Below are 21350 nucleotides of genomic sequence, written 5' to 3' on the forward strand. Positions count from 1 at the left end.
CAAGAACCGACGACGCCCCGGAGCCTTTCCGAGCGCGCGCCGCTTTGCTGCGAACCTGCCGGATGCCGCGCAGGTTGTGCCTTTTGCCGCCACAAGGAACACAGTCATGCTTTTACGATCGATGAACATTTCCCGCCGTGCAGGCCTCAGTTTTGCCCTGATCGCGTTGCTCGCGGTTGCGCTCGGGGCGTTCTCCCTGCTGGAAATGCGGCGCATGAACGAGCAGTCGCTCGAGGTCGACAGGAACTGGCTGCCCTCGATCGTCGCGGCCAACGCCGTGGCCCTGACCAGCACCCAGATCCGTACCCTGACCCTGCGCCTGCTGGTCGTACGCGACAGAACCGAAGTCGAGGCCCTGCTGGACCGGGTCAAGCAACTCGACGAGCAACTGTCGGCCCAGCAACTGGCCTACGAAAAACTCAGTATCGCCCCCGAGGAAAAGGCTGCGTACGCGCGCTACCTGGGGGTCAGGGCGCTGTACCTCAAGGACCAGCAGCGCGTCCTCGACCTGGCGCGCCAGGGGCGCAAGGACGAGGCGATCGCCATCGTCGACGGCGGGCCGTTCCTGACCAATGCCGACGCCATGCTCAAGGAACTGCTGAGCGTGGTCGAGGTGAATACCCACGGCGGCGAAGTGGCCGCCACGCGCAGCAACGAAGTGTTCCAGAGCGCGGTCGGGCTGGTGTTGGCGATCCTGGCCATCGTGCTGGTGCTGACCGTCGGCCTGGCCATCGTGCTCACCCGCAGCATCGTGCGGCCGCTGAGCCAGGCCGTGGCAGTCGCCGAAACCATCGCCAGCGGCGACCTGTGCCATGCCATCAGCGTGACCGGCAACGACGAACCGGCACGCCTGCTGCACGCCCTGCAACGCATGCAGAACAGCCTGCGCAGCACCCTGCAGAAGATCGCCGATTCCTCCAGCCAGCTGGCGTCGGCCGCCGAGGAACTGCATGCGGTGACCGAGGATTCCAGCAAGACCCTGCACCAGCAGAGCAACGAGCTGGAACAGGCCGCCACCGCGGTCAACGAAATGACCGCGGCGGTGGAAGAAGTGGCGCGCAACGCCGTCAGCACCTCCGAAGCATCCCGGGAAACCGACGCCACCGCCCACCACGGCCGGCAACAGGTGCAGCACACCGTCGACTCCATCGGCGACCTGGCCGACGAGGTGACCCGCACCTGCGAGCAGGTCGAGCACCTGGCGGTGGATGTGCGCAATATCGGTCAGGTCCTGGAGGTGATCCGCTCGATCGCCGAGCAGACCAACCTGCTGGCCCTCAACGCGGCCATCGAGGCCGCCCGGGCCGGCGATGCCGGACGCGGTTTCGCCGTGGTCGCCGATGAGGTGCGGGCCCTCGCCCATCGCACCCAGCAGTCGACCCAGGAAATCGAAAGCATGATCAACACCATCGAAGAAGGCACCGAAGGCGCGGTCAGCGCCATGCGCCACAGCAACGAACGCGCCCACCTGACCCTGGAAGCCGCCCGCGCTTCGGGCCTGGCCCTGGACCAGATCACCCAGGCCATCACCTCGATCAACGAACGCAACATGGTGATCGCCAGCGCCAGCGAAGAGCAGGCCCAGGTCGCCCGCGAGGTGGACCGCAACCTGGTGAACATCCGCGACCTGGCGACCCAGACCTCGGCCGGAGCCAACCAGAGCAACGCCGCCAGCCAGGACCTGTCGCGCCTGGCGGTGGAACTCAACGGCCTGGTAACCCAGTTCAAGGTCTGACGGCCAACGGGCTCCCGCGCCTTGCCGCGCGGGGCCTTCAATAGGCGTATTGAGCAATCACCTTGCGCACCCTTTCCAGCGCCACCCGCAACTGATCCATATCGACCGAGCCCAGGGCCAGGCGAATCGCGTGGGGCACCGGCGCGGCGCTGACAAAGGGCTCGGCGGTGGACACCGAGACATTCTCCCGCAGCAAGGCCATCGCCACCTGATCGGCACGGACCTCCTCGGGCAGCGGCAGCCAGAGAAAATAGGACGCCGGATGCCCGATGTACGCCAGGCCGGCCAGCACCTCCCTGGCCAGCGCCTGCCGGGCTTGCGCATCCTGGCGTTTCTCGGTTTCCAGGCGCGCCACGGTGCCGTCGTCGATCCAGTTGCAGACCAGCGCCGTCATCACCCCGGGGGTGTTCCAGGTGGTCGCGCGGATCACCCGTTCGATCAGCGGCACCCAGGCCGGCGGCGCGACGACAAAACCGACCCGCAGCCCGGTGGCGACATTCTTGGAAAAGCCCGACACATACACCGTCAGTTCCGGCGCCAGGGCCGCCAACGGCGCGGGCGGATCCTCGGCGAGAAAGGCATAGGCGGCGTCCTCGATAATCAGCAACCGATGCTGCCGGGCGATCCGTACCAAATGTTCGCGCCAGGCCAGGTCCAGCACCCAGCCCATGGGGTTGTGCAGGGTCGGCATGGCGTACACCGCCCGCACCCGTCGGCTGCGACACAGCTGCTCGAAGGCCGCCAGGTCGGGGCCGTGCTCGGTCAGGGCAATCGACACCAGCTCCACGCCGTGGGCGTCGGCCACCACCTTGAACCCCGGGTAGGTCAAGGCATCGGTGGCGACCACATCGCCGGGCTTGAGCAGCGCCATCACCGTGGTCGCCAGGCCATGCTGGGCGCCGCTGACGATCGACACCTGCTCGGCGTCTACCCGCAACCCGCAAGAGACCAGATACCGCGCCACCGCGGCCCGCTCGTGGCTGCGGCCACTGTGGGGCTGGTAGCGCAGCAGCGCCTCCAGGTCACCGGCGGCCGCCAGTTGGCGCAGGCCGCCGCGCAACACTTCGGCCTGACCGGGCAACGCCGGATAGTTGAAATTCAGGTCCAGAGTGCCCGCCGCCGTGGCCTGCTGGTCGATACCCTGGCCCGGCGGCAACGCGGTCTCGCGGACAAAGGTGCCGCGCCCGGTTTCACCACTGATCAGGCCCATCGCTTCCAGCTCGGCATACACCCGCGAGGCGGTCACCAGGGCCAGCCCTTCCCTGGCGGCCAGGTCGCGGTGAGTCGGCAGGCGGGCGCCGGGCGGCAGTGCGCCGCCACGGATATCGGCGGCAAAAGCATCGACCAGTTGTTTGTAGCGGGCACGGGCCATAGCGGAATGTATCCATGACAATATTTTGATTGTATTGCTTAGTGCTCCTAGGATGGGGCCTGAGCAGCCCAGGCGCAATCTCGCCCTGCGGCGCAGCGCTTACCCTTGAACAGAGCTGAGCCCCTGAATGGAACGGACATCCCCCCTGCCACACCCCACCACGCAAAAGGCCGCGAGCGGCTGGCTCAACGGTTTTATCGGCGTGCTGATTTTCAGCGGCTCGCTGCCGGCCACCCGGGTCGCCGTGCTGGAATTCGACCCGTTGTTCCTGACCGTGGCCCGCGCCAGCATCGCCGGGGCCCTGGCCTTGTGCCTGTTGCTGCTGTTCAAGGAAAAACGCCCGAACAGAAACCAGCTGTGGCCCTTGGCGATAGTCGCCCTGGGCGTGGTGGTGGGCTTTCCCCTGCTGACCGCGTTAGCGCTGCAGTACGTGACCTCGGCCCACTCCATCGTCTTCCTGGGCTTGCTGCCACTGGCCACCGCGGTGTTCGGCGTACTGCGCGGCGGCGAGCGGCCGCGGCCGGTGTTCTGGCTGTTCTCGGTGCTGGGCAGCCTGCTGGTGGTGGGGTTTGCCCTGTCCCAGGGGCTGAGCGCCGCGCCGGCCGGAGACATCCTGATGCTGCTGGCGATCCTGGTCTGCGGCCTGGGTTACGCGGAAGGCGCCAAGCTCTCCCGCACCCTGGGCGGCTGGCAGGTGATTTCCTGGGCTTTGGTGCTGGCGCTGCCGGTCATGGCCGTGCTGAGCCTGTTGCGTGCCCCGCCTTCATTTAGCGGCATTACCCTGCCCGCCTGGCTGAGCCTGGGGTACGTCGCGCTGTTCAGCATGCTGATCGGCTTTGTCTTCTGGTATCGCGGGCTGGCCCAGGGTGGGATCGCCGCCGTCGGCCAGTTGCAATTGCTGCAACCGTTCTTTGGCCTGGCCCTGGCGGCCACCCTGCTGCATGAACAGGTCAGCCTGGGCATGCTGGGGGTGACCGTGGCGGTGATTTTGTGCGTGGCCGGGGCGAGGAAGTTTTCCAAATAGCGGTTCGGCCCGCCTCGGCGAGACTGGGCTGAGGTTTCCCCTCAGACCGGGGAGATGGTCGCCAGCAGACCGATCGCGATGGTCAGTGCCAAGAATCCAAACAAGAAAATCGCCATCTTCGCCATAAAGGCCTCCTGAACAATAGGTTTTCGCCAGCGCGAAAAGCAGAACGCAGCCTCAGGCTCCAGCCGGCGGGCCGGTGCGCCTGAGGGGTGCGTTATTGTCAGGCCAGATCTGATCCCGATACAGACGCAGGTGACGAAGAAAAATACGGATCAGATGGCGACGGACTCTGTCGGCCCATGGACCAAAGGTCCGGGTACATGAGGCAAAGCCAACATGCCTCGACCCAGGATCGCCGGCGCCCACGCCAGCATGGCAGCCCGGGCAACCGGCAATTGCGCGTGCCTTCCCCGGTTATTTGCGCGCCAGCTTATAGCGCACGCAATCGTCGTAAAAACTCTGCCGCACCGTCGCCGGCTTGGCCCGCGAGGGGCTGTCGTAGGTCTGTTCGGTAATGCCCAGGGCCAGCATGCGCATCCAGCCCTTGCTGAACTTGTAGGTCTGCAGCTTCTGCCGCGCGGCATACAGCGAAACGCCCGACAGTTTCAGCTCCTGCGCCCGCGCCGCCGTCCCCGCGCCCCAACTGCACACATACCGGTCATTGGCCGGCAACTCCTTGCCCTCGGCCGCGACAGCCACGCTGACCAAGGCGAACGAGGTCAGCGTCATCCACACATTGCGCATTTTTCGATCTACCTAACCACCTGAAATTAAAGTGATTTTGGCGGTGATTGAGTGACCGCGGGGCCAGCATCGGGCCTTATTGGAGAAGGCAATATGCCTCTCTTTTACTGGCCACTTGTTCACTACGGGCGCCAGGCTCGGCAACAACCGCCGGTCCAGGTTCCTGGCGCAGGGTTTCTCGCCACCTCCGGGCAGAAAATTACCCCTGCAAGCGTCTGGCTGGTATCGTGCGGCCCTGTGAAAACACGCCGCATGACTTGAGGAAATGGACGTTGAGCACTGAAGAAAAACTGACCGGGGATCTGTTCGAAGTCGACAAGCGCCTGGGGCTCAAGCCCGTGGTGGACTTCAACACCTATCTGCGCACGGCCTTCGGCGACGGCAAATGCACCTGCGGTCGTTGTGTCGCCAGCGCGGGCGTCGAGAGCGGTTATGCCTACCAGCACAGCTTCGACTTCGGCGGTAAAGTCACCCACCGCCGCTTCGCCACCACCGCCGGCAGCGATGTACTGCTGGTACTGAAGAAGGCCTGGCTGTCCTACACCAAGGCCGAGCTGGAAACCAGCGGCAACCTGGCGCTGGACACCGTCAAGGAATTCGTCGAGCCGCAATTGCACCAGCGCCTGCTGCCCCTGCTGCTGGCCAGCGGGCTGGTCAAGGACATCGACGGCGACCTGCAGATACAGGCACAGGCGGCCTGAGGTTTTCCTTCTCCAACAACAAGAAAGGTAAGACACATGCACCCACTCTCCCTGCAAGACAGCACCGCGCCGGACGGCGTTTGTTTTGGCTGCGGCAGCCGCAACCCCCATGGCCTGCACATCAAGAGCCACTGGCATGAGGATGGGGTGCATGTGATGGCCGAGCACCTGCCGGACAGCCAATACTGCGGCTGGCCCGAGCTGGTGTACGGCGGCCTGATCGCCATGCTGGTGGACTGCCACTCGAACTGGACTGCCATGGCCTACCACTACCGCGGCGAAAAACGCGCCCTGGACAGCCAGCCACGGATCAACTGCGTGACCGGCAACCTCGGCATCAAATTCATCAAGCCCACACCGATGGGCGTGCCCCTGACCTTGCGCGCCAGGGTCGAAGGCGAAGTCGGGCGCAAGAGCCGGGTGATCTGCGAGGTCTACGCCGGCGATGTGCTGACGGCGATTGGCGACTCGATCTTCGTGCGGGTCGATACCGAGCAGTTGGCCGCGGCGGCCCACGGCCGGGAAGCCTGAGCCGGCTCAGGCTCGCTCACGATATTGAAACCTTTGGGAACCACGATCTGAAGCAGGTAAAACCAGCTTACAAGGGGGACGCCTAGTTCTTGCTCGCGATGGCGGTTAACGATAACGCGTGTCGAGTGGATGAACGCGGCGCTCTCAAGTCCATCGCGAGCAAGCTCGCTCCTACACCATCCCCCACTCTCGTCCTTAACTGATCGGCATTAGCCGGAATCGTCCTGCTTGTCAGTCCGTAAAAGTAAAGACTTGCCCTTCAAACCTTTCAGATTCCTCCCGCAGTAATGCCTCGCTATAGCCAATAGGGTTGATGCCATCCCGCCTCCGGCTGGAAAACCGCAACGGATGGACAGGCAGAACGCTCGATGGCGCGCAACAGACTCCCCCCGATCAAGAATCCCCCTTCCGGCGACGGGCACCATGTCAGCTACCGAGACATGACCCCCAGCGAACGGGCGGAACAAGAGGCCAGGCAAAACGCCTATGAACGGATGCTGGTTCGCCAACAAGCCTACGCAGACAGCCTCGCCAGCCCACCCCGCAAGCAACAGGCGATGGCCGGCTGCACATTCACCAAATCCTGCAATCTGCCCGACGGGGTCATGGACTACCTCAGCCCATCCGGGGCGATTCCCACCGACGCCATCAAGGACTATGGCGAGCTTGTCTTGCTGGGTGGTCGTGGAACCGACGCGACGGGGAATATCCCGCTCAAGAAAATCAGCGGCGCCCTTCCCGCCGCCCTGGGCAACCTGGCGCTGGGCGGCGAGGCCGTGGCGTCCGCCGGAGCCGTCGTGGCCACCGGCGGGGTCGTCACCGGTGCCTTGGCAGGCCTGGTGGCCATGCTCTGGCCGTCGAGCCTGGGCGACAGCGCCTTGTACACGCCAGAGCAACTCGACGCGCTGAAAGAAGGCCGCACCCGCGTGCGCCTGCGTATCGAACAACGATCCGACGGCACGCTCAAGGGCTATGGCTACAACACGCAAAAGCAGCGTGGCTGGGAAATGGTCCCGGTGGTGCACTTTGCTGCCGAAGGCCAGCAACAGGTGGCCGACTTCGGCGACGGCGTCACCCTGATCTGGACACCCGCGGTGGACCCGTCCAGCACCTCCGGCATCCCCCCGCTGGAGGCCGCGCCCCAAGCGCCGCACATCTGGATCTTTCCGCCCACCGAACAGGCGGACACCCTCATCGTCAACCCGATCTACCCGCCGGAGTACAAGGACTTCATCCTGGTGTTCCCGCCGGGGTCCGGGGTTCGGCCGCTCTATATCGTACTGAGCGTGCGCAAGACGCCCGGTACGGTTACGGGTCGGGGGCAGGACGTAGAAGGTCTCTGGCTCGCGGGGGCCGACTCCGGGTTAGGTTCTCCGATACCCACGGAGATTGCTGATCAGTTGCGCGGGAGGGAGTTCAGAAGCTTTGATGCTTTTCGGGAAGCGTTTTGGAGGGCTGTGGCAGCGAATCCAGAACTGAGTGGCCAATTTGTTCCCGACAACATACAACGTATGAAAAATGGCTATGCGCCCAAGGCACGAAGGCAGGACCATATAGGAAAAAAACGCTCCTTTGAGCTCCATCATGTAGATCAGGTTTCAGAAGGCGGCGAGGTATATAACATTGATAATTTGCGAGTAACCACTCCTAAAAATCATATTGATATTCATCGGAGCTAGAGCCGTGCAAAAAACTTTTTCTGATTACACCGAAGCTGAATTCATGAGTTTTATGCAGGAGCTATTCGCCGCAAACAAAGGGGCTCCTGATGAAGTCCTCGACCCGTTACTCGATGAGTTCGAGCGAATCACCGAGCACCCCGCCGGCTCCGATCTGATCTATTACCCCGAACGTGGCGCCGACAGCTCAGCCGAGGGCATTATCAAGACCGTGAAAGAGTGGCGCTCGGCCAACGGTTTTCCGGGTTTCAAGGAACCCTAAATCAATGGCCTTGAGGCGCCATTCCACTAAACCCACCGAAGCTGAATCAAGGACGATATGAGTTTTTTCAACCGTATCGCAGGTCTTTTTGACCGCGCGCCCAAAGAGCAAATTGCTGGCTACTCCCGGTCAGAACTCCAAGCGGTTTTCACCGAACCTCTGCCACACACTCCCGCCCTGTCCCTTCCACTGCGTGTGGTTTCCTTGGAAGACACAGGCGTGCCGGCTTATTACTGGGCCTTGCTGATCGATGGGAGCGACAGGCATGCCTTCCAGGCCCTTATCGAATCCAGCTTCACCTTGAGCCACGAGCGCAGCTTCAACGACCTTCCCGTCAGGCAGTATGAAAACCTCCAACACCACCAGCACCTGATCTGTTTTATATCCACCCGGGAATTCAACGCCGTCACGGTGCGCCTGGTAACCAACAGCACTGACTTTCTCGAAGCCATTCAGCGCCAGCGTTTCGCCGTTCCGCCGCCCTGGATGGCCTTCGAGGGTTACGACCCTGCATGGTGGGGAACGCAGTTACAAGGTGCCCAGGGCTACTACAACGACCAGTACTTCCTGCCGTTTTTTACCGGCTTGGGCGAGACCGAGAAGCGGGCCTATTTCACTCGCTACGCTGCCAGCCAAGCGTGGGCTGCCAGCCTGATGTCAATCGGTGATGAGTGAGAGGAGCTGATGCCGCAGGCCGCGACCTCCTCCCCCCAACCACCTGGCCCGCTTGCCGAAAAGCGCAAGACTTCGCGCTGAAAAACCGGATAATGGCCGCCATTTCGTTTTGCTCGTTATTCGGTGTGCCCCATGGAAATCAAGGTCAACTTTCTCGACAACCTCCGACTTGAAGCCAAGTTCGATGACTTCACGGTGGTGGCCGATCAACCCATCCGCTACAAGGGCGATGGCTCGGCACCGGGTCCGTTCGACTATTTCCTGGCGTCATCGGCGTTGTGCGCGGCGTACTTCGTGAAGTTGTACTGCGACACCCGCAATATCCCCACCGATAACATTCGCCTGTCGCAGAACAACATCGTCGATCCGGAAAACCGCTACAACCAGATCTTCAAGATCCAGGTCGAGTTGCCGGCGGATATCTCCGACAAGGACCGCCAGGGCATCCTGCGTTCCATCGACCGCTGCACCGTCAAGAAAGTGGTACAGGCCGGGCCTGAGTTTGTGATCGAGGAGGTGGAAAACCTCGACGCCGATGCCCAGGCCTTGTTGATGCCGAACGCCGAGGCGCACACCACCTACATCGCCGGCAAGGACCTGCCGCTGGAACAGACCATCGCCAACATGTCCTGCATCCTGGCCGGCCTGGGCATGAAGATCGAGATCGCTTCGTGGCGCAATATCGTGCCCAACGTCTGGTCGCTGCATATCCGCGACGCGCAGTCGCCGATGTGCTTCACCAACGGCAAGGGCGCGACCAAGGAAGGCGCCCTGGCCTCGGCCCTGGGCGAGTTCATCGAGCGCCTGAACTGCAATTTCTTCTACAACGATCAGTTCTGGGGCGAGGAGATCGCCAACGCGCCGTTCGTGCATTACCCGGACGAGCGCTGGTTCCAGCCAGGCCCCAACGACGAGCTGCCGAGCGAAATCCTCGATGCGTACTGCCGGAAGGTCTACAACCGCGAAGGCGAGCTGCGCGGTTCGCACCTGTTCGACACCAACTCCGGCAATGAAGAGCGCGGCATTGTTTCGCTGCCGTTCGTGCGCCAGTCGGATGGCGAAGTGGTGTACTTCCCGTCGAACCTGATCGAAAACCTCTACCTCAGTAACGGCATGAGCGCCGGCAACACCCTGGCTGAAGCCCAGGTGCAGTGCCTGTCGGAGATCTTCGAGCGCGCCGTCAAACGCGATATCATCGAAGGCGAATTCGCCCTGCCGGATGTACCGGCAGAAGTCTTGGCCAAATACCCGGGGATTCTCGCCGGCATCCAGGGCCTGGAAGCCCAGGGCTTTCCGGTACTGGTCAAGGATGCGTCCCTGGGCGGTGAATTCCCGGTGATGTGCGTGACCCTGATGAACCCGCGTACCGGTGGCGTATTTGCCTCGTTCGGCGCTCACCCAAGCATGGAAGTGGCGCTGGAACGCAGCCTCACCGAGCTGCTGCAAGGCCGCAGTTTCGAGGGCTTGAACGATTTGCCGCCGCCGACGTTCGAAGGTCAGGCGGTCACCGAGCCGAACAACTTCGTCGAGCACTTCATCGACTCCAGCGGCGTGGTGTCGTGGCGCTTCTTCAGCGCCCGGTCGGATTACGAGTTCGTCGAGTGGGACTTCTCCGGCCAGGGTGAAGACTCCAACACCCAGGAAGCCGCGACCTTGTTCGGCATTCTCGAAGGCATGGGCAAGGAGTCCTACATGGCCGTGTACGAGCACCTCGGCGCCACCGCCTGCCGCATCCTGGTGCCGGACTACTCGGAAATCTACCCGGTGGAAGACCTGATCTGGGACAACACCAACAAGGCGCTGTTCTTCCGCGAGGATATCCTCAACCTGCACAGCCTCAACGAGGAAGAATTGCAGGCGTTGCTCGAGCGCCTGATAGAAAGCGAACTGGACGACTACACCGACATCACCACCCTGATCGGCATCGAGTTCGACGACAACACCGCCTGGGGTCAACTGACCATCCTGGAGTTGAAGCTGCTGATCTTCCTGGCCTTGCAGCAATATGAAGAAGCCAAGGAGTGCGTGGAGATGTTCCTGCAGTACAACGACAACACCGCCGAGCGTGGCCTGTTTTACCAGGCGATGAATGCGGTGCTGGAGATGGAACTCGACGAAGATCTGGACCTGGCGGATTACGAAGCCAATTTCCGTCGCATGTTCGGCAACGAGCGGATGGACGCGGTGATTGGCTCGGTGAATGGCGATGTGCGCTTCTATGGCCTGACGCCGACCAGCATGAAGCTGGAAGGGATCGACCGCCACCTGCGCCTGATCGACAGCTACAAGAAGCTGCACGCGGCGCGGGCCAAGGTCGCGGCTCTTTCCAGCTGATGGCCAGGCCGGGGAACAGCGCCCGCCGTTGAATCGACAGGCGCTGGCCCCACAGGCATAGGAAATGGCCCGGGCGATCAGCGGGCCAACCCGCCGGCCCCACGCCGCTGCCGACTCGAACCAGCTACTTCTCAGCGACCTTCCAACCCCTTCCCTGCTAGCCCCCGGCGACACCTTCCTCCCCCGGCGCCGTATTGCCGGCAATGGCAGCCCCGAGGAAGTACAGCATCCCGCCCGCGACGATAAACAGCATCAGCATGTAGAAGATGTATTGGGGCGGCTGCACCGCCAAGACCGCCCCGCACAATACCGGCCCCAATGCCGCGCCCAGGTTGCTCAGGTTCTGCGCCCCGTAATACATGCCCCGCAAATGGCTGGGGGCGATGTTGTCGATGAACATGTATTCGGCGGGAAACACGATAATCTCGCCGAGCGTGAAAATGACCATGGCGCCGACCCAGAACACCAGGGTGGTCGACAGGGCGAAGCCCGCCAGCCCCAGGACAAACATAACCAGCCCGCCGGCGAGCCACAGGTTCAAGTGTTCCTGGGAGATTTTCCTGCCGATGAGGTATTGCAGGCTGATCACCGTCAGGGCATTGGTGGCCACGATGCTGCTGATAATCCGGTAGGCGGTTTCGGCTGTGGTGGTCACCACCAGGTACTGCGAGAGGTAGGCGCTGAACTGGCCGAAGACCACGGCGCTGAGCAGCCCGCCCAGGGTAAAGCACACCAGCCGGCGATCGCTCAGCAACTGCTTGCCCACGGCCAGGAACGGCGCGCGGGGCTGGCTTGGCTCAACGCCCGCCAAGCCCCTGTCGCCCCACACGAAGTAGATAAACAAGAACCCTGCGCCCAGCCCCGCGGACAACAGAAAGGGCAGGCTGATATCCAGCCCGGCCAGCCCCGCGCCGAGAAAGGGGCCGACGGCATAACCGATATTGGTCAGCGTGTATTTGATCGAAAACACTTCGCCCCGGCCAGCGGCGGGAAGCAGGCTGCCAAAGCCCGATTTCACGGCGATATCGATGACCGCGTAGGCCAGGTTGATCGACACCAGGCACAGGTAGAACAGCCAGAGATCGCGCGCGACAAAGGTGCCGAGGAAACCCGCGGTGAACACACCACTGCAGACCAGGATCAGCCTGTAGCTGGACATCCGGTCCACCAGGAACCCGCCATACAGGCTCAACAGCGAGCCAATGATCAGCGTGCTGCCGATGACCAGGCCGACATCGGCGATGCTCAAGTGGAAGTGGCCCGATAAGTAAATGACCAGATAAGGCAGGGTGATCGCGCGGGCGAGGGTCAGGATCAGGGACGCTGAAAGCAGCAGGTTTACCGTGGTCGGATAGTTTCTTAGCGTGGCCAGCATCCTTGCCTCATCGTTATCGCCATTATTTTTGTCGGGTTCGCGCTGTGGCAATCGCAGGAAAGCCGGCGCGGATCAAGCATACTGCTGAACCCAGTTCTCATTGCTGATGGTTTTTACCGGGTGCGTGGAGCCAGATTCACGAATAAGGAATGTCTATGTTTTCCTCCGAACGCTTGAAGGGCATCGATGTATTTGTCTGCGTGGCCGAGTCTGGCAGCTTCACGGCCGCCGCCGAGAAAATGCACCTGACAGGCTCCGCCGTCAGTAAAAGCATCGCGCGCCTGGAGGGCCGGCTGGGCACTCGCCTGCTGCATCGGACCACGCGATGCGTGGCGCTGACCGACGCGGGAATGACCTTCTATCGCACCTGCACCGGTGTGCTGTCCGACCTGGAAGACGCCGAGTTTGCACTCAAGGCCGAAGCCAACGAGGCCCGCGGCAGTGTTCGCATCGACCTGCCAGGGGCTTTCGGTCGCGCCCAGGTGCTGCCGATCCTGCTGCGCCTTGCCCAGGATCATCCGGCGCTGACGCCGCATATTTCCTTCTCCGACGGTTTCGTCGACCCGTTCAAGGAAGGCGTGGACATCGTTGTGCGTATTGGCGGCGCGGATGCCTGGCCCGATACGCTGGGGCAGCGTTGCCTGGCCCGCGAGCGACACCTCTTCTGTGCCTCCCCCGCCTATCTGGCCAGGCAGGGCGTCCCGCTGACCGAGCACGATCTGCAACAGCATCAGTGCATCGCCTATGGCTGGGTGGATGGCCGGATCAACCCCTGGAATTTCACCGACGACCAGGGCGCCACGACGCGCCGGCAAGTCGCCGCCCAGCTTGTGGTGGGCAATGGCGAAGGCATCGTGATGGCGGCCATGGCCGGTTGCGGTATCGCGCAGTTGCCGTCCTGGCTCATCCAGCGGCAGCTGGACGAAGGGACCTTGGTGGAGGTGCTTGCCCATCGGGCAAGCGAGGGAATGCCGATCAACCTGGCCTGGGTCAAAAGTCGTGAAACGCTGCCCAAGGTCAGAGTCCTGCTGGAGGCCCTGGTCACAGGGCTGACGCCGATAGACGACGGCGACCTGACCGCCAGCCCTGCCCGCTGACAGGCAACGATCGACCAGCACCTGCCGCCGGCCGATGGCCCCGCCCTGCCCTCAGAACTTCGTCAGCACCCCCACGCGCAGCGTCCGCCCCGGCGCCGGCATGAAGCTCTGCGCCAGCGGGTCCAGATAGTAACGATCGGTCAAGTTTTGCAGCGAAACATTGAGGTGGGTGTGCTCCTTCAACTTGTAGTTGAGGAACAGGTCGAACAACGCCACCTCGCGGTAGACCAGCTGCGGCGTGGTCGCGCCGGTCTGCCAGTTCTCGTCGGCCTTGACCGTCGGCCCGGAGCTGTAGGTGGCGCGCCCGCCGACGGTCAGGGACTGGTCAAAAAAGCGCAGGCCCGAGGTCAGGTTCGCCGAGAAGCGTGGCGGGTTCTGGGTGTTGGAGTACGAGCCCATGAAGCTGCCCGGCGTGCAGTCCGGCGTGTTGCTCAAGTCCCGATAGCGATTGCTGCTGGCCCGCAGCCGCGCGGCGAAGGCCGAGTCGCAGGTTTCGGTCTTCAGGTAGTAGGTGGAGGAAAAGTCCGCGAACACCCGGCCCGCGTCGTAGTGCGACTGCAGCTCCAGGCCGCTGGTCTTGAAGCTGTCGGTGTTGCTGAAGCGCATCTGGCCCATCAGGCCCGGGCTCGGGTCGTAGTAGCGGGTGATGTAGTGCTTGATGCTGTTGTTGAAGTAGGCAATCTTGAGCGCCGCCGAGTCGTTGTCCAGCAGCAGGCCCTTGTGCAGCGTGCTGGCGCCGATTTCCCAGTTGCTGGAACGTTCGGGTTTCAGGCCTTTGCCCGGCGTGGTCTGCAACACGCCCTGGCTGGTTTCGAACAGCGAGGGCATGCGCAGGCCCTGGGTATAGGACGCATAGACGAAGGTGTCTGGCAGCACTTCGACATTGATGCCGAAGGCCGGTGCAAAGGCGCCGCCGCTGTTGCTCTGCTTGCCGGAATAGTCATAACCGCTGACCACCTCGCCCACCTGCGACGGATAGACCGTCGAGTCGGTCGCACCGAAGTCGTTGTAGCGAATGCCCTCGAACGGATAGTTGGTGTTGTTGAAGACAATGCCATTGTTCAACCGCGGGTCCGTGGCGTCGGTGTACTGCCCGTTCGAATCCGGGAACCACAGCATGTTGCCGGAGGTGTCCGCGTTCAAGACCCGCAGGTACCTCAAGTCGCGTTCCTCCCAGCGCGCCGTCGCTTGGGCGACGTGGTCCTTGCTGCGGTAATAGGTATAACGACCGCCGCCCCACAGGGTCAGGCTGTCGACCGGCTGGTATTCCAGCTTGCCGTTCAGGCTGAACTCCTGCCGCTCTCCTTCGCGCAGCATGCGGTTGGCGTTGATGTCGTCCTGGGTGGTGACCACGCCCTTTTGCGGGCGCAAGTCCTCGACCTGGAACGAGCCACCCAGGTCCAGCTTGAAATCGCCATAGTCGCTCTGCAAGTGTGAGGTGTTGGCCAGGTCGCCGCCGATGCGGCGGTCGGCCTGCCGGCTCCATTTGCGGTCCGAGCGATAGGCTTGCGAAGCCGGGGCCGCTACCGAGGTCAGCTGGCTGGTTTGCGCGTCGGTCATCCATAGGCTGGCCGTCAGGTCCACCAGCGGATTGCCGTCCGGCAGGTAGTGGTAGCGCGCGGTGTAGGTGTCGATCTTGGTATGGCCCAGGGGGTACTGGTAGATGCCGCCGGTGCCGAAACGGAAAATGTCCGACGGCATGATTTCGCCGATGCGCCCATCGTAGCGGCGGTAACCGAGGTCGAAAGTGTGGCCGTCCACCGGGCGCAGGGTGGTCTTGAGCAAGAAGGACTCAGTCTCCGAAGAGGAGTTCAGCACCTCCTCGCCGGCGTTATAGGTGGTGGCCACCGTCATGTCTTCACGGCCATGACGGTCATAGGTGCGATAGCGGTCCTGGCCCTTCTTGCCGGCGAAATAGTTGCCCTGGTTGCGGTGGGCGTAGGCCGCCACCACGTCGAAAAACTCATGGCTATAGGCGAACGCGGCACTGCCGGACTCGGCCTTCGAACCGAACAGTCCACCACGGCTGCGATGCGGCTCCGAGAACAGCTCCTCGGTCATCGAATGGCTATCGCGCGAGGCGGGAGCGACGCCGTTGTTCCACAGGTCGCCCTTCAAGCGCAGGCCGATGTTCTTGCCGTCCCGCAGGATGTCGTCGACGCCAAGGGTGCGCATCTTCACCGTGCCGCCGATGGCGCTGGAGGTCAGGCTCGGGCCCTTGTCGATGGCGATGTCACTGATCAGGTCCGGGTCGATGTAGCTACGTTGCTGGGTGCCGGCATACCCGCGATAGACATCCAGCGCCTGTTGCGAGCCATCCACCGTCACCGCCACCCGGCTCTGGCCCTGGATGCCGCGGATGTTCACATCCAGGCCGCCGCCGTTGCGGCTGTCGCCGACCTGCACCCCAGGCTGGCCCTTGAGCACGTCGCCGACCGAGATCACGCCAAAGCGCTGCATGTCCTCGCCGGAGATGTACAGCGAGGAGCGCGGCGCCGAATACACCTCCTTCTGCTCCAGATCTTCGCCGACGACTTTCTGCGACGGCAGCACCATATCCCCGCCCGCCCGATACAACTCGAAGCTGCCGTCAACCTGGCGCTGATAGCCCAGGCCGGTTCCCGCCAGCAACCGCGCCAGGCCCGCCTCGGTGCTGAAATCGCCTTGCAGGCCCTGGCTGCGCTTGCCTTCTGTCAGCGTGGCGCTGCCCGCCATATTGATGCCTGCCTGCACGCCAAAACGCGACAGCGCCTGGTCCAGCGGGCCGGCGTCGATGCTGTAGTGCTGGCGCTCGCCAGCCGCGAAAACAGCCGCGCCGCACAGCGGCTGCAGGCTGAGGAAAAGCAGGCCAAAGGTGCGGGCACACAAGGCTCGGGCGGGGAAGATCATGCAAGGCTCCTAGGGGTTGGCACCCACCTGTCCCGGTGGGTCATACCTGAAGGCCAAGCCAGATCGAAAAAACTGCGCCCCGGGGAAAAAATATTTTCAGGCCGGCACCACAGTCACCCAGTAACGGGTTCGTCGCTCGATGCGCACCGGCAGCGTATTGGCCACCAGCGCCAGCGCGGCATCGGTGTCGTCGAGCTGGAAACTGCCGGTCACGCGCAAGGCCGCGACCGCTTCGCTGCAACGCAAAAAGCCCGGGCGATAACGCGAAAGTTCAGCCAGCAAGGTATCCAAGCGCATGCGTTCGGCCGGCAAGATGCCACGCAGCCAGGCCTGGGCCATAAACGGATCAACACGGCTCGGTGCCGCGACGCCCTGGCTGTCGATCCGGGTTTGCCAACCGGCCTGCAGCGGCACCGGTAGCCAATGGCGCCGCGCACTGACCTGCACCAGGCCACGCAGCACCGTGACCTGGGTGCCCTGGCGGTCGTGGCGCACCAGCAGATTGGCGCCGCGGCCGTACAGCACCGCGTCCGGGGTCAGCAGTTGCAGCGATGCCGATTCCGCCGGCGTATCCAGCGCCAGCTCGCCCTCGACCAACTGCACACTGCGCCGCTGCGCGGTCAGCTCCAGGTTCACGGCGCTGGCGGTGTTCAGCCACAGCGAGCCACCGTCCGCCAGGGCCCAGCGCCGACGCTCGCCGATACTCGTGCGGTAAGTCGCCAGGGCCGAACGCACCAGGGTGGAATCCGCGCCTTGCCAGGCAACCCCGCCGAACAATCCCAGGGCGAGCAGACACTTGAGCACCTGCCGACGCCGCTGCGGATCGGCACCGGCCGACTCCAGTGCCCGCCGCGCCGTGGCATCGGCCAACAGATTGGCCCCAGGCTGCAGCATCAGCGGCAAGCTGCTGACCCGCTGCCAGGCGTATTCATGCTCGGCGCTCGCCTGCCGCCACTGCTGCAAAGCCTGATGCTCGACATCACTCATCAGCCCGGACTGCGCGCGGACCATCCAGTCGATGGCGCTGTCCCGCACCCGCGGATCAACCACGGCGCCACTCATTCAAAACGGCTCGCGTAACAGACACTGAACGCCTTGCCCATGGCCCGCTGCACCTGGGCCACGCTCAGGTTCAACCGTGCGGCGATCTGCGGGTAGGTCAAGCCGTCGAGCTGAGACAAGAAGAAAATCTGCCGCACCCGCGACGACAGCCCCACCAACAGCGAATCCAGCTGCAACAGGGTTTCGATCATCAAGTGCCGCTCTTCCAGCGAAGGCTCCTCGGCCACCGGCCGCGCCGCCAGCGCTTCCAGGTAAGCCCGCTCGATCGCCTGGCGCCGCCAGCGATTGATCAGCAAGCCATTGGCAATGGTCGCGAGAAACGCCATGGGCTGGCGCAGCTCGCGCACATCCTCCTGCGAGCGCATCACGCGGACAAAGGTGTCGTGGGCCAGGTCCTCGGCATCGGCACTGTGCCCCAGCCGCCGATGCAACCAGCCGCGAAGCCAGCCGTGATGGTTCGCATACAACCGGGCGACGGGCGAGGCAAAGCTGTCGTCGTGCATGTCAGATCCGCATTAATGATAATGCTTCTCATTTTAGAGTTTGGCGACAGGCGTTGTACAGCACCGAGGAAATGGCTCGGGTTTTAGCAGGGCCCTGAAATGCCCTCGGCATAGCACATTTGCCCTATATGCCCCCCTCCAACGCCATGCTGAAATAAATCCCCCTATTGAGTCAGATTTAACAGGGGCCGGCCGTGCCAGATTCCCTGACTCCACGTTTTCTGACGTGCCCCGTTGAGGATCGCTGATAACCAGGGCGAAACACTATTAAGGAAGATATGCCATGAACAAAAACCACCTCTTTGCCCCCGCGTTACTGCTTCTGGCGGCTACCTTGGCCGGTTGCTCGACCAACCCCAATGTCTTGCAAATACATAAAGTCACCGCGGAAACCATTGGCCTGGCCTCGACCGACGAACTCACCATGGGTCCCGTCACCAAAGGCAAGGAAGACTTCCTCGGCGGCTCGGAACTGACCTTCAAAGCCACCACCGCCAAGGGCCGCGTCTTCAACTGCTCGACCTTCATGACCCCGGGGATCCTGCTAGATCCGCCGAAGTATTCACGGCTTACTTGTACTAACTGAGCGGGTGGCAGCGGCTTGAAGCAAAAGGCCCCGACTTGTCGGGGCCTTTTTGTTTTGAGCGAGCAGTAGATTGCCAGGGTTTCACGTAGCCTGATCTCAGGCCCGACTGTGCGGCGATCTGTGGGTAGGTCAAGTCGTCGAGTTAGGACAAAAAGAGAATCTCTCGTACCCACGACGATAACTCCAGCAGCAGCGAATCCAATTGCAACAGTGTCTCGATCAGCAAGTGCCGTCCTCCGGCGAAGTCTCCTCGGCATCGGAACTGTGCCTCAACCGCCGATGCAGCCAGCGGTGATGATTCGCATACAATTGGGCGACGGACGAAACGACGCTGTTGTCGCGCATGTAAGATCCACATTAATGATAGTGCTTCTAATTTTAGTATTTAATTTTGATCAAGAACTGCTCTTCATGAGCAGCGCCTATTAACGAAGAAAGAACCTTTAGGATAAGAACAATAGATCCACCTCCTTTCCATCCTTCAGAACTAAGACCCCCCCTCCCTCTATCAACTAACCTCTTGCCCAATGAAGCTTATAGAAACATGAACCTTCACCTCCCCTGAAAAACCTGTAAACTACTTAACTTCTATCAATTTCGAGGTATCAGGTGAGTAAACAACAGCCAGACAACGCTCTCTCTACATTATTAGATGAAAAGATCAGAAGTTTTGTAGCTTCGTTCATTCAGAGTTCCCGCCGGCTATTCGTCGATGAGAATGGGAAGCTTGTGCACTCCCAGGAGTTTGGAGTTTATCGAGAACGTATTGTTAGCGATTTTCTAAAACTGTTTAGCCCTGAGAGAATGGGAGTGGACTCTGGTTTTGTTGTGACCTCTGGTGGACGTATTAGCTCGCAATGCGACATTGTCATCTACGACAAGACCGTTACTCCACTAATTCGTGATGATCACCGCCAACGTTTCTTTCCCATTGAGTCGGTCTGTGCAGTTGGCGAGATCAAATCACGCATGAGCCTATCAGAACTTAAATTGGCGCTACGCAAGCTGGCAAAGCTCAAGTCTTTACGTGATTCATTGTACAAACCGTCTTACGTGTACACCCTAAAGAGTGGAGGTGTTCGAGATAGCATCTTCGAGCCAGAGCGGGACGAGCTCGACCAGATATTCACTTTCCTGATTTGCGAGTCATTCAGCTTCAATCTGCAAAAACATCTTTGCGAAATCGTCGACTGTTACACGGAGCAACATCCAAAACACCCGTTTTGCCATAGACATAATGTGATCCTTAGCCTCAACGATGGCTTGATAGCCTACCTGCACCCTAGTGGCTCAATTTTCCAATTTCCGTCGCAACTGCTGACACTCACTGACCAGAACGGTAGCAGTAAACGTAAAGTTTCCCTGATGAAACATCGCCTGATCCTACCCCAAGAAGCCCAATCGATTGAGCACCTAAGGCACTTTTGCACCTTGTTTCATCAGGGATTAACCACAGTATCTGTGTTGTATCCTGATATGGGGCGGTACATCCAAAGCAAAGAGGATGTAATGTTTGTCGACCTCGAACAGAAGCATTGATCCTGCGTTGGAAAGAGGAACAGATTGATAATTGGCGGACTGCCGTTGATTTTGACACGTGGGCACTGTTTCAAACTGCTCGACGATTCGATTTATCTGTGCGTCATATCCCCTGCAGAAATAACAGAACTAAGGGGAGCCCTTGAGTAAGGGCTTTTTGTTTAACCGCCACCCTTCGCATACGTGACTCCCAGACAAAAATGGCTCCCCCCTTGCCTTTCTCTTTGCTAGGCCAAGGTGACAACCGGACTTATAACGCCCGGTCGCTGATTGTCGGAATTAAGTATTCAAGGACCGGGTTGTATCACCCAAGGCGCGCAACAGATCACAGCCATCGCTGAGCAGCAGGCCAATGGCAAAGCGGATCTGAGCGACATCTTGAGCGCCGGAAGCGCAGTCGAGGATTTCCAGCAGATTGCAGGCAGCGCCGATACGTTGCTGGGCGCAGGTGTAGAGATCGGAGAGCGAGGCGTTGGCGTCCAGGTAGAGGACGGGGTGGTCGGTGTCGTTGCGGGTGAGTGGAACGAGGTTGCAAATTTCTGTGCGGGTCATTGATGAAGCTCCATGAGTATTTAAGCCCTGCCCTCACCCTGCAACCAAGCAGGGAGTCAGTTGATGGATGAGGCGCTATGCACATAGTTTTTTGGCCCGCGATGACCAGTCATCAGCCAACAATGACGAGTTGAACTATAGAAGCGGTATTCGCTCGAGGACAGCTTTTAGGTGGAAGGTTGTTCGGTTTATCGTTTCAAAAATATGCCGTGATCAGCTTTTGAATGGCTGTTTTCGGCCGATTCTGTTGAAAAAGTCGGTCTGCCCAAACTGCCTGATCATTGACTGGTGAAAGCGCCTTTTTTGCACGCTGCTACGTGAAATCCGAGTCCGGGAAGCCCTGCCAAAAGTAAAGATTTCAATCTCGGACGCGTACTTTTCTGATGCGCAAACCATGGCCGACTTTTTCAACAGAATCGGCCAATAGCTGCCGGTGGCGACCGGCAGAAAACGGCCCAGAGTGTGTAAAAACGCTTCGCCAAAATTGAAGTGTGCGCGTCTACGTGAAATTTGAAATTTATCGGCACGTCAGCAGATGTGGATCTTGCGTAGAAGCGCGATTTCCAGTCCAGTTTTGAGTACCTGTCGCGCTCAAAAACGTTTTTACACACCCTCGGCCAGAAGCGGACGGTCATTCAAGTAGCCGCTGCGAGTAGAGCCTAGCCACCGGTTTGCCAGCGAAGCTAT

18 protein-coding genes and 1 pseudogene are annotated in these 21350 nt (G+C 61.2%); 12 read left to right on the forward strand and 7 right to left on the reverse strand.

Translation table 11 applies throughout. The annotated features are described in order from the left end of the window. Positions 1-121 precede the first annotated feature (121 nt). Together J4E58_RS32350 and J4E58_RS32355 are read left to right on the forward strand one after the other, a co-directional pair. Positions 122-877 (forward strand): annotated as a pseudogene (locus J4E58_RS32350) (MCP four helix bundle domain-containing protein); the annotation flags it as partial. Further along, complete coding sequence (locus J4E58_RS32355; RefSeq protein ID WP_370686802.1) at positions 872-1735, forward strand: methyl-accepting chemotaxis protein; 864 nt, start codon at positions 872-874, stop codon at positions 1733-1735. The pseudogene J4E58_RS32350 and the gene J4E58_RS32355, both read left to right, overlap by 6 nt. A 37-nt stretch (positions 1736-1772) precedes the next feature. On the opposite strand, the gene J4E58_RS26270 is transcribed toward J4E58_RS32355, so the two are convergent. Further along, entirely contained in the window at positions 1773-3107 is a 1335-nt protein-coding gene (locus J4E58_RS26270) for a PLP-dependent aminotransferase family protein (RefSeq protein ID WP_087088199.1), read from the reverse strand. 127 nt (positions 3108-3234) lie between these two features. Between J4E58_RS26270 and J4E58_RS26275 the strand changes: the two genes are divergently transcribed. Beyond that, positions 3235-4131 (forward strand): DMT family transporter, encoded by an 897-nt coding sequence (locus J4E58_RS26275; RefSeq protein ID WP_087088201.1) that lies wholly within the window; start codon positions 3235-3237, stop codon positions 4129-4131. A gap of 417 nt (positions 4132-4548) precedes the next feature. On the opposite strand, the gene J4E58_RS26280 is transcribed toward J4E58_RS26275, so the two are convergent. Continuing rightward, positions 4549-4878 carry a hypothetical protein gene (locus J4E58_RS26280; RefSeq protein WP_007924875.1) on the reverse strand — a complete coding sequence of 110 codons (330 nt, stop codon included), beginning with the start codon at positions 4876-4878 and terminating at the stop codon, positions 4549-4551. A 272-nt stretch (positions 4879-5150) separates the two neighbouring features. Here J4E58_RS26280 and J4E58_RS26285 point away from each other — a divergent pair, with 272 nt between their 5' ends. The 6 genes from J4E58_RS26285 (at position 5151) to J4E58_RS26310 (ending at position 11060) form a co-directional block, all read left to right on the forward strand. Beyond that, on the forward strand, positions 5151-5579 hold the full coding sequence (locus tag J4E58_RS26285; RefSeq protein WP_087088203.1) for a hypothetical protein: 429 nt from the start codon (positions 5151-5153) through the stop codon (positions 5577-5579). A gap of 36 nt (positions 5580-5615) precedes the next feature. Further along, positions 5616-6110: a PaaI family thioesterase gene (locus J4E58_RS26290; protein ID WP_087088205.1), complete on the forward strand. Its 495-nt coding sequence runs from the start codon at positions 5616-5618 to the stop codon at positions 6108-6110. A 368-nt stretch (positions 6111-6478) separates the two neighbouring features. After that, entirely contained in the window at positions 6479-7789 is a 1311-nt protein-coding gene (locus J4E58_RS26295) for an S-type pyocin domain-containing protein (protein ID WP_087088207.1), read from the forward strand. A gap of 4 nt (positions 7790-7793) precedes the next feature. Then, the gene (locus tag J4E58_RS26300; protein WP_087088209.1) at positions 7794-8051 is read left to right on the forward strand and encodes a bacteriocin immunity protein; all 258 of its coding nucleotides are present in this window, start codon (positions 7794-7796) and stop codon (positions 8049-8051) included. Between the two features lie 57 nt (positions 8052-8108). Beyond that, the gene (locus J4E58_RS26305; protein WP_087088211.1) at positions 8109-8726 is read left to right on the forward strand and encodes a hypothetical protein; all 618 of its coding nucleotides are present in this window, start codon (positions 8109-8111) and stop codon (positions 8724-8726) included. Between the two features lie 132 nt (positions 8727-8858). Then, complete coding sequence (locus J4E58_RS26310; protein WP_087088213.1) at positions 8859-11060, forward strand: OsmC domain/YcaO domain-containing protein; 2202 nt, start codon at positions 8859-8861, stop codon at positions 11058-11060. A gap of 157 nt (positions 11061-11217) precedes the next feature. Here J4E58_RS26310 and J4E58_RS26315 read toward each other — a convergent pair whose 3' ends face one another. Further along, positions 11218-12435, reverse strand: coding sequence for an MFS transporter (locus tag J4E58_RS26315; protein ID WP_087088215.1), 1218 nt, complete (start codon positions 12433-12435; stop codon positions 11218-11220). A gap of 155 nt (positions 12436-12590) precedes the next feature. Between J4E58_RS26315 and J4E58_RS26320 the strand changes: the two genes are divergently transcribed. Further along, on the forward strand, positions 12591-13532 hold the full coding sequence (locus J4E58_RS26320) for a LysR family transcriptional regulator (protein ID WP_087088218.1): 942 nt from the start codon (positions 12591-12593) through the stop codon (positions 13530-13532). Between the two features lie 51 nt (positions 13533-13583). On the opposite strand, the gene J4E58_RS26325 is transcribed toward J4E58_RS26320, so the two are convergent. From J4E58_RS26325 to J4E58_RS26335, 3 genes are all read right to left on the reverse strand, one after another. After that, the gene (locus tag J4E58_RS26325; RefSeq protein WP_087088220.1) at positions 13584-16421 is read right to left on the reverse strand and encodes a TonB-dependent receptor; all 2838 of its coding nucleotides are present in this window, start codon (positions 16419-16421) and stop codon (positions 13584-13586) included. A gap of 96 nt (positions 16422-16517) precedes the next feature. Then, complete coding sequence (locus tag J4E58_RS26330) at positions 16518-17483, reverse strand: FecR domain-containing protein (protein ID WP_087088222.1); 966 nt, start codon at positions 17481-17483, stop codon at positions 16518-16520. After that, positions 17480-17986 carry a sigma-70 family RNA polymerase sigma factor gene (locus J4E58_RS26335; protein WP_087088224.1) on the reverse strand — a complete coding sequence of 169 codons (507 nt, stop codon included), beginning with the start codon at positions 17984-17986 and terminating at the stop codon, positions 17480-17482. Before J4E58_RS26335 ends, J4E58_RS26330 begins: the two co-directional genes overlap by 4 nt. A 283-nt stretch (positions 17987-18269) precedes the next feature. On the opposite strand from J4E58_RS26335, the gene J4E58_RS26340 reads away from it, so the two are divergent. Continuing rightward, positions 18270-18572, forward strand: a complete 303-nt coding sequence (locus tag J4E58_RS26340) for a hypothetical protein (RefSeq protein ID WP_085530445.1) — start codon at positions 18270-18272, stop codon at positions 18570-18572. 609 nt (positions 18573-19181) lie between these two features. Continuing rightward, complete coding sequence (locus J4E58_RS26345) at positions 19182-20111, forward strand: DUF6602 domain-containing protein (protein WP_087088227.1); 930 nt, start codon at positions 19182-19184, stop codon at positions 20109-20111. A 279-nt stretch (positions 20112-20390) separates the two neighbouring features. Here J4E58_RS26345 and J4E58_RS26350 read toward each other — a convergent pair whose 3' ends face one another. Next, a complete protein-coding gene (locus J4E58_RS26350; RefSeq protein WP_087088229.1) occupies positions 20391-20663 on the reverse strand; it encodes a hypothetical protein in 273 nt (90 codons plus the stop codon). Between the last annotated feature and the right edge of the window lie 687 nt (positions 20664-21350).

Origin of the sequence: Pseudomonas sp. FW305-25, from assembly GCF_017351415.1 — a bacterium.
In the GTDB taxonomy this organism is placed as follows: domain Bacteria; phylum Pseudomonadota; class Gammaproteobacteria; order Pseudomonadales; family Pseudomonadaceae; genus Aquipseudomonas; species Aquipseudomonas chlororaphis.

Coding starts and splice junctions, on each gene's coding strand:
- J4E58_RS26290 (WP_087088205.1), top strand. CDS start 5,616: ATGCACCCACTCTCCCTGCAAGACAGCACCGCGCCGGACGGCGTTTGT.
- J4E58_RS26340 (WP_085530445.1), top strand. CDS start 18,270: ATGAACAAAAACCACCTCTTTGCCCCCGCGTTACTGCTTCTGGCGGCT.
- J4E58_RS26320 (WP_087088218.1), top strand. CDS start 12,591: ATGTTTTCCTCCGAACGCTTGAAGGGCATCGATGTATTTGTCTGCGTG.
- J4E58_RS26310 (WP_087088213.1), top strand. CDS start 8,859: ATGGAAATCAAGGTCAACTTTCTCGACAACCTCCGACTTGAAGCCAAG.
- J4E58_RS26270 (WP_087088199.1), bottom strand. CDS start 3,107: ATGGCCCGTGCCCGCTACAAACAACTGGTCGATGCTTTTGCCGCCGAT.
- J4E58_RS26295 (WP_087088207.1), top strand. CDS start 6,479: ATGGCGCGCAACAGACTCCCCCCGATCAAGAATCCCCCTTCCGGCGAC.
- J4E58_RS26315 (WP_087088215.1), bottom strand. CDS start 12,435: ATGCTGGCCACGCTAAGAAACTATCCGACCACGGTAAACCTGCTGCTT.
- J4E58_RS32355 (WP_370686802.1), top strand. CDS start 872: ATGCAGAACAGCCTGCGCAGCACCCTGCAGAAGATCGCCGATTCCTCC.
- J4E58_RS26325 (WP_087088220.1), bottom strand. CDS start 16,421: ATGATCTTCCCCGCCCGAGCCTTGTGTGCCCGCACCTTTGGCCTGCTT.
- J4E58_RS26275 (WP_087088201.1), top strand. CDS start 3,235: ATGGAACGGACATCCCCCCTGCCACACCCCACCACGCAAAAGGCCGCG.
- J4E58_RS26335 (WP_087088224.1), bottom strand. CDS start 17,986: ATGCACGACGACAGCTTTGCCTCGCCCGTCGCCCGGTTGTATGCGAAC.
- J4E58_RS26330 (WP_087088222.1), bottom strand. CDS start 17,483: ATGAGTGGCGCCGTGGTTGATCCGCGGGTGCGGGACAGCGCCATCGAC.
- J4E58_RS26280 (WP_007924875.1), bottom strand. CDS start 4,878: ATGCGCAATGTGTGGATGACGCTGACCTCGTTCGCCTTGGTCAGCGTG.
- J4E58_RS26305 (WP_087088211.1), top strand. CDS start 8,109: ATGAGTTTTTTCAACCGTATCGCAGGTCTTTTTGACCGCGCGCCCAAA.
- J4E58_RS26350 (WP_087088229.1), bottom strand. CDS start 20,663: ATGACCCGCACAGAAATTTGCAACCTCGTTCCACTCACCCGCAACGAC.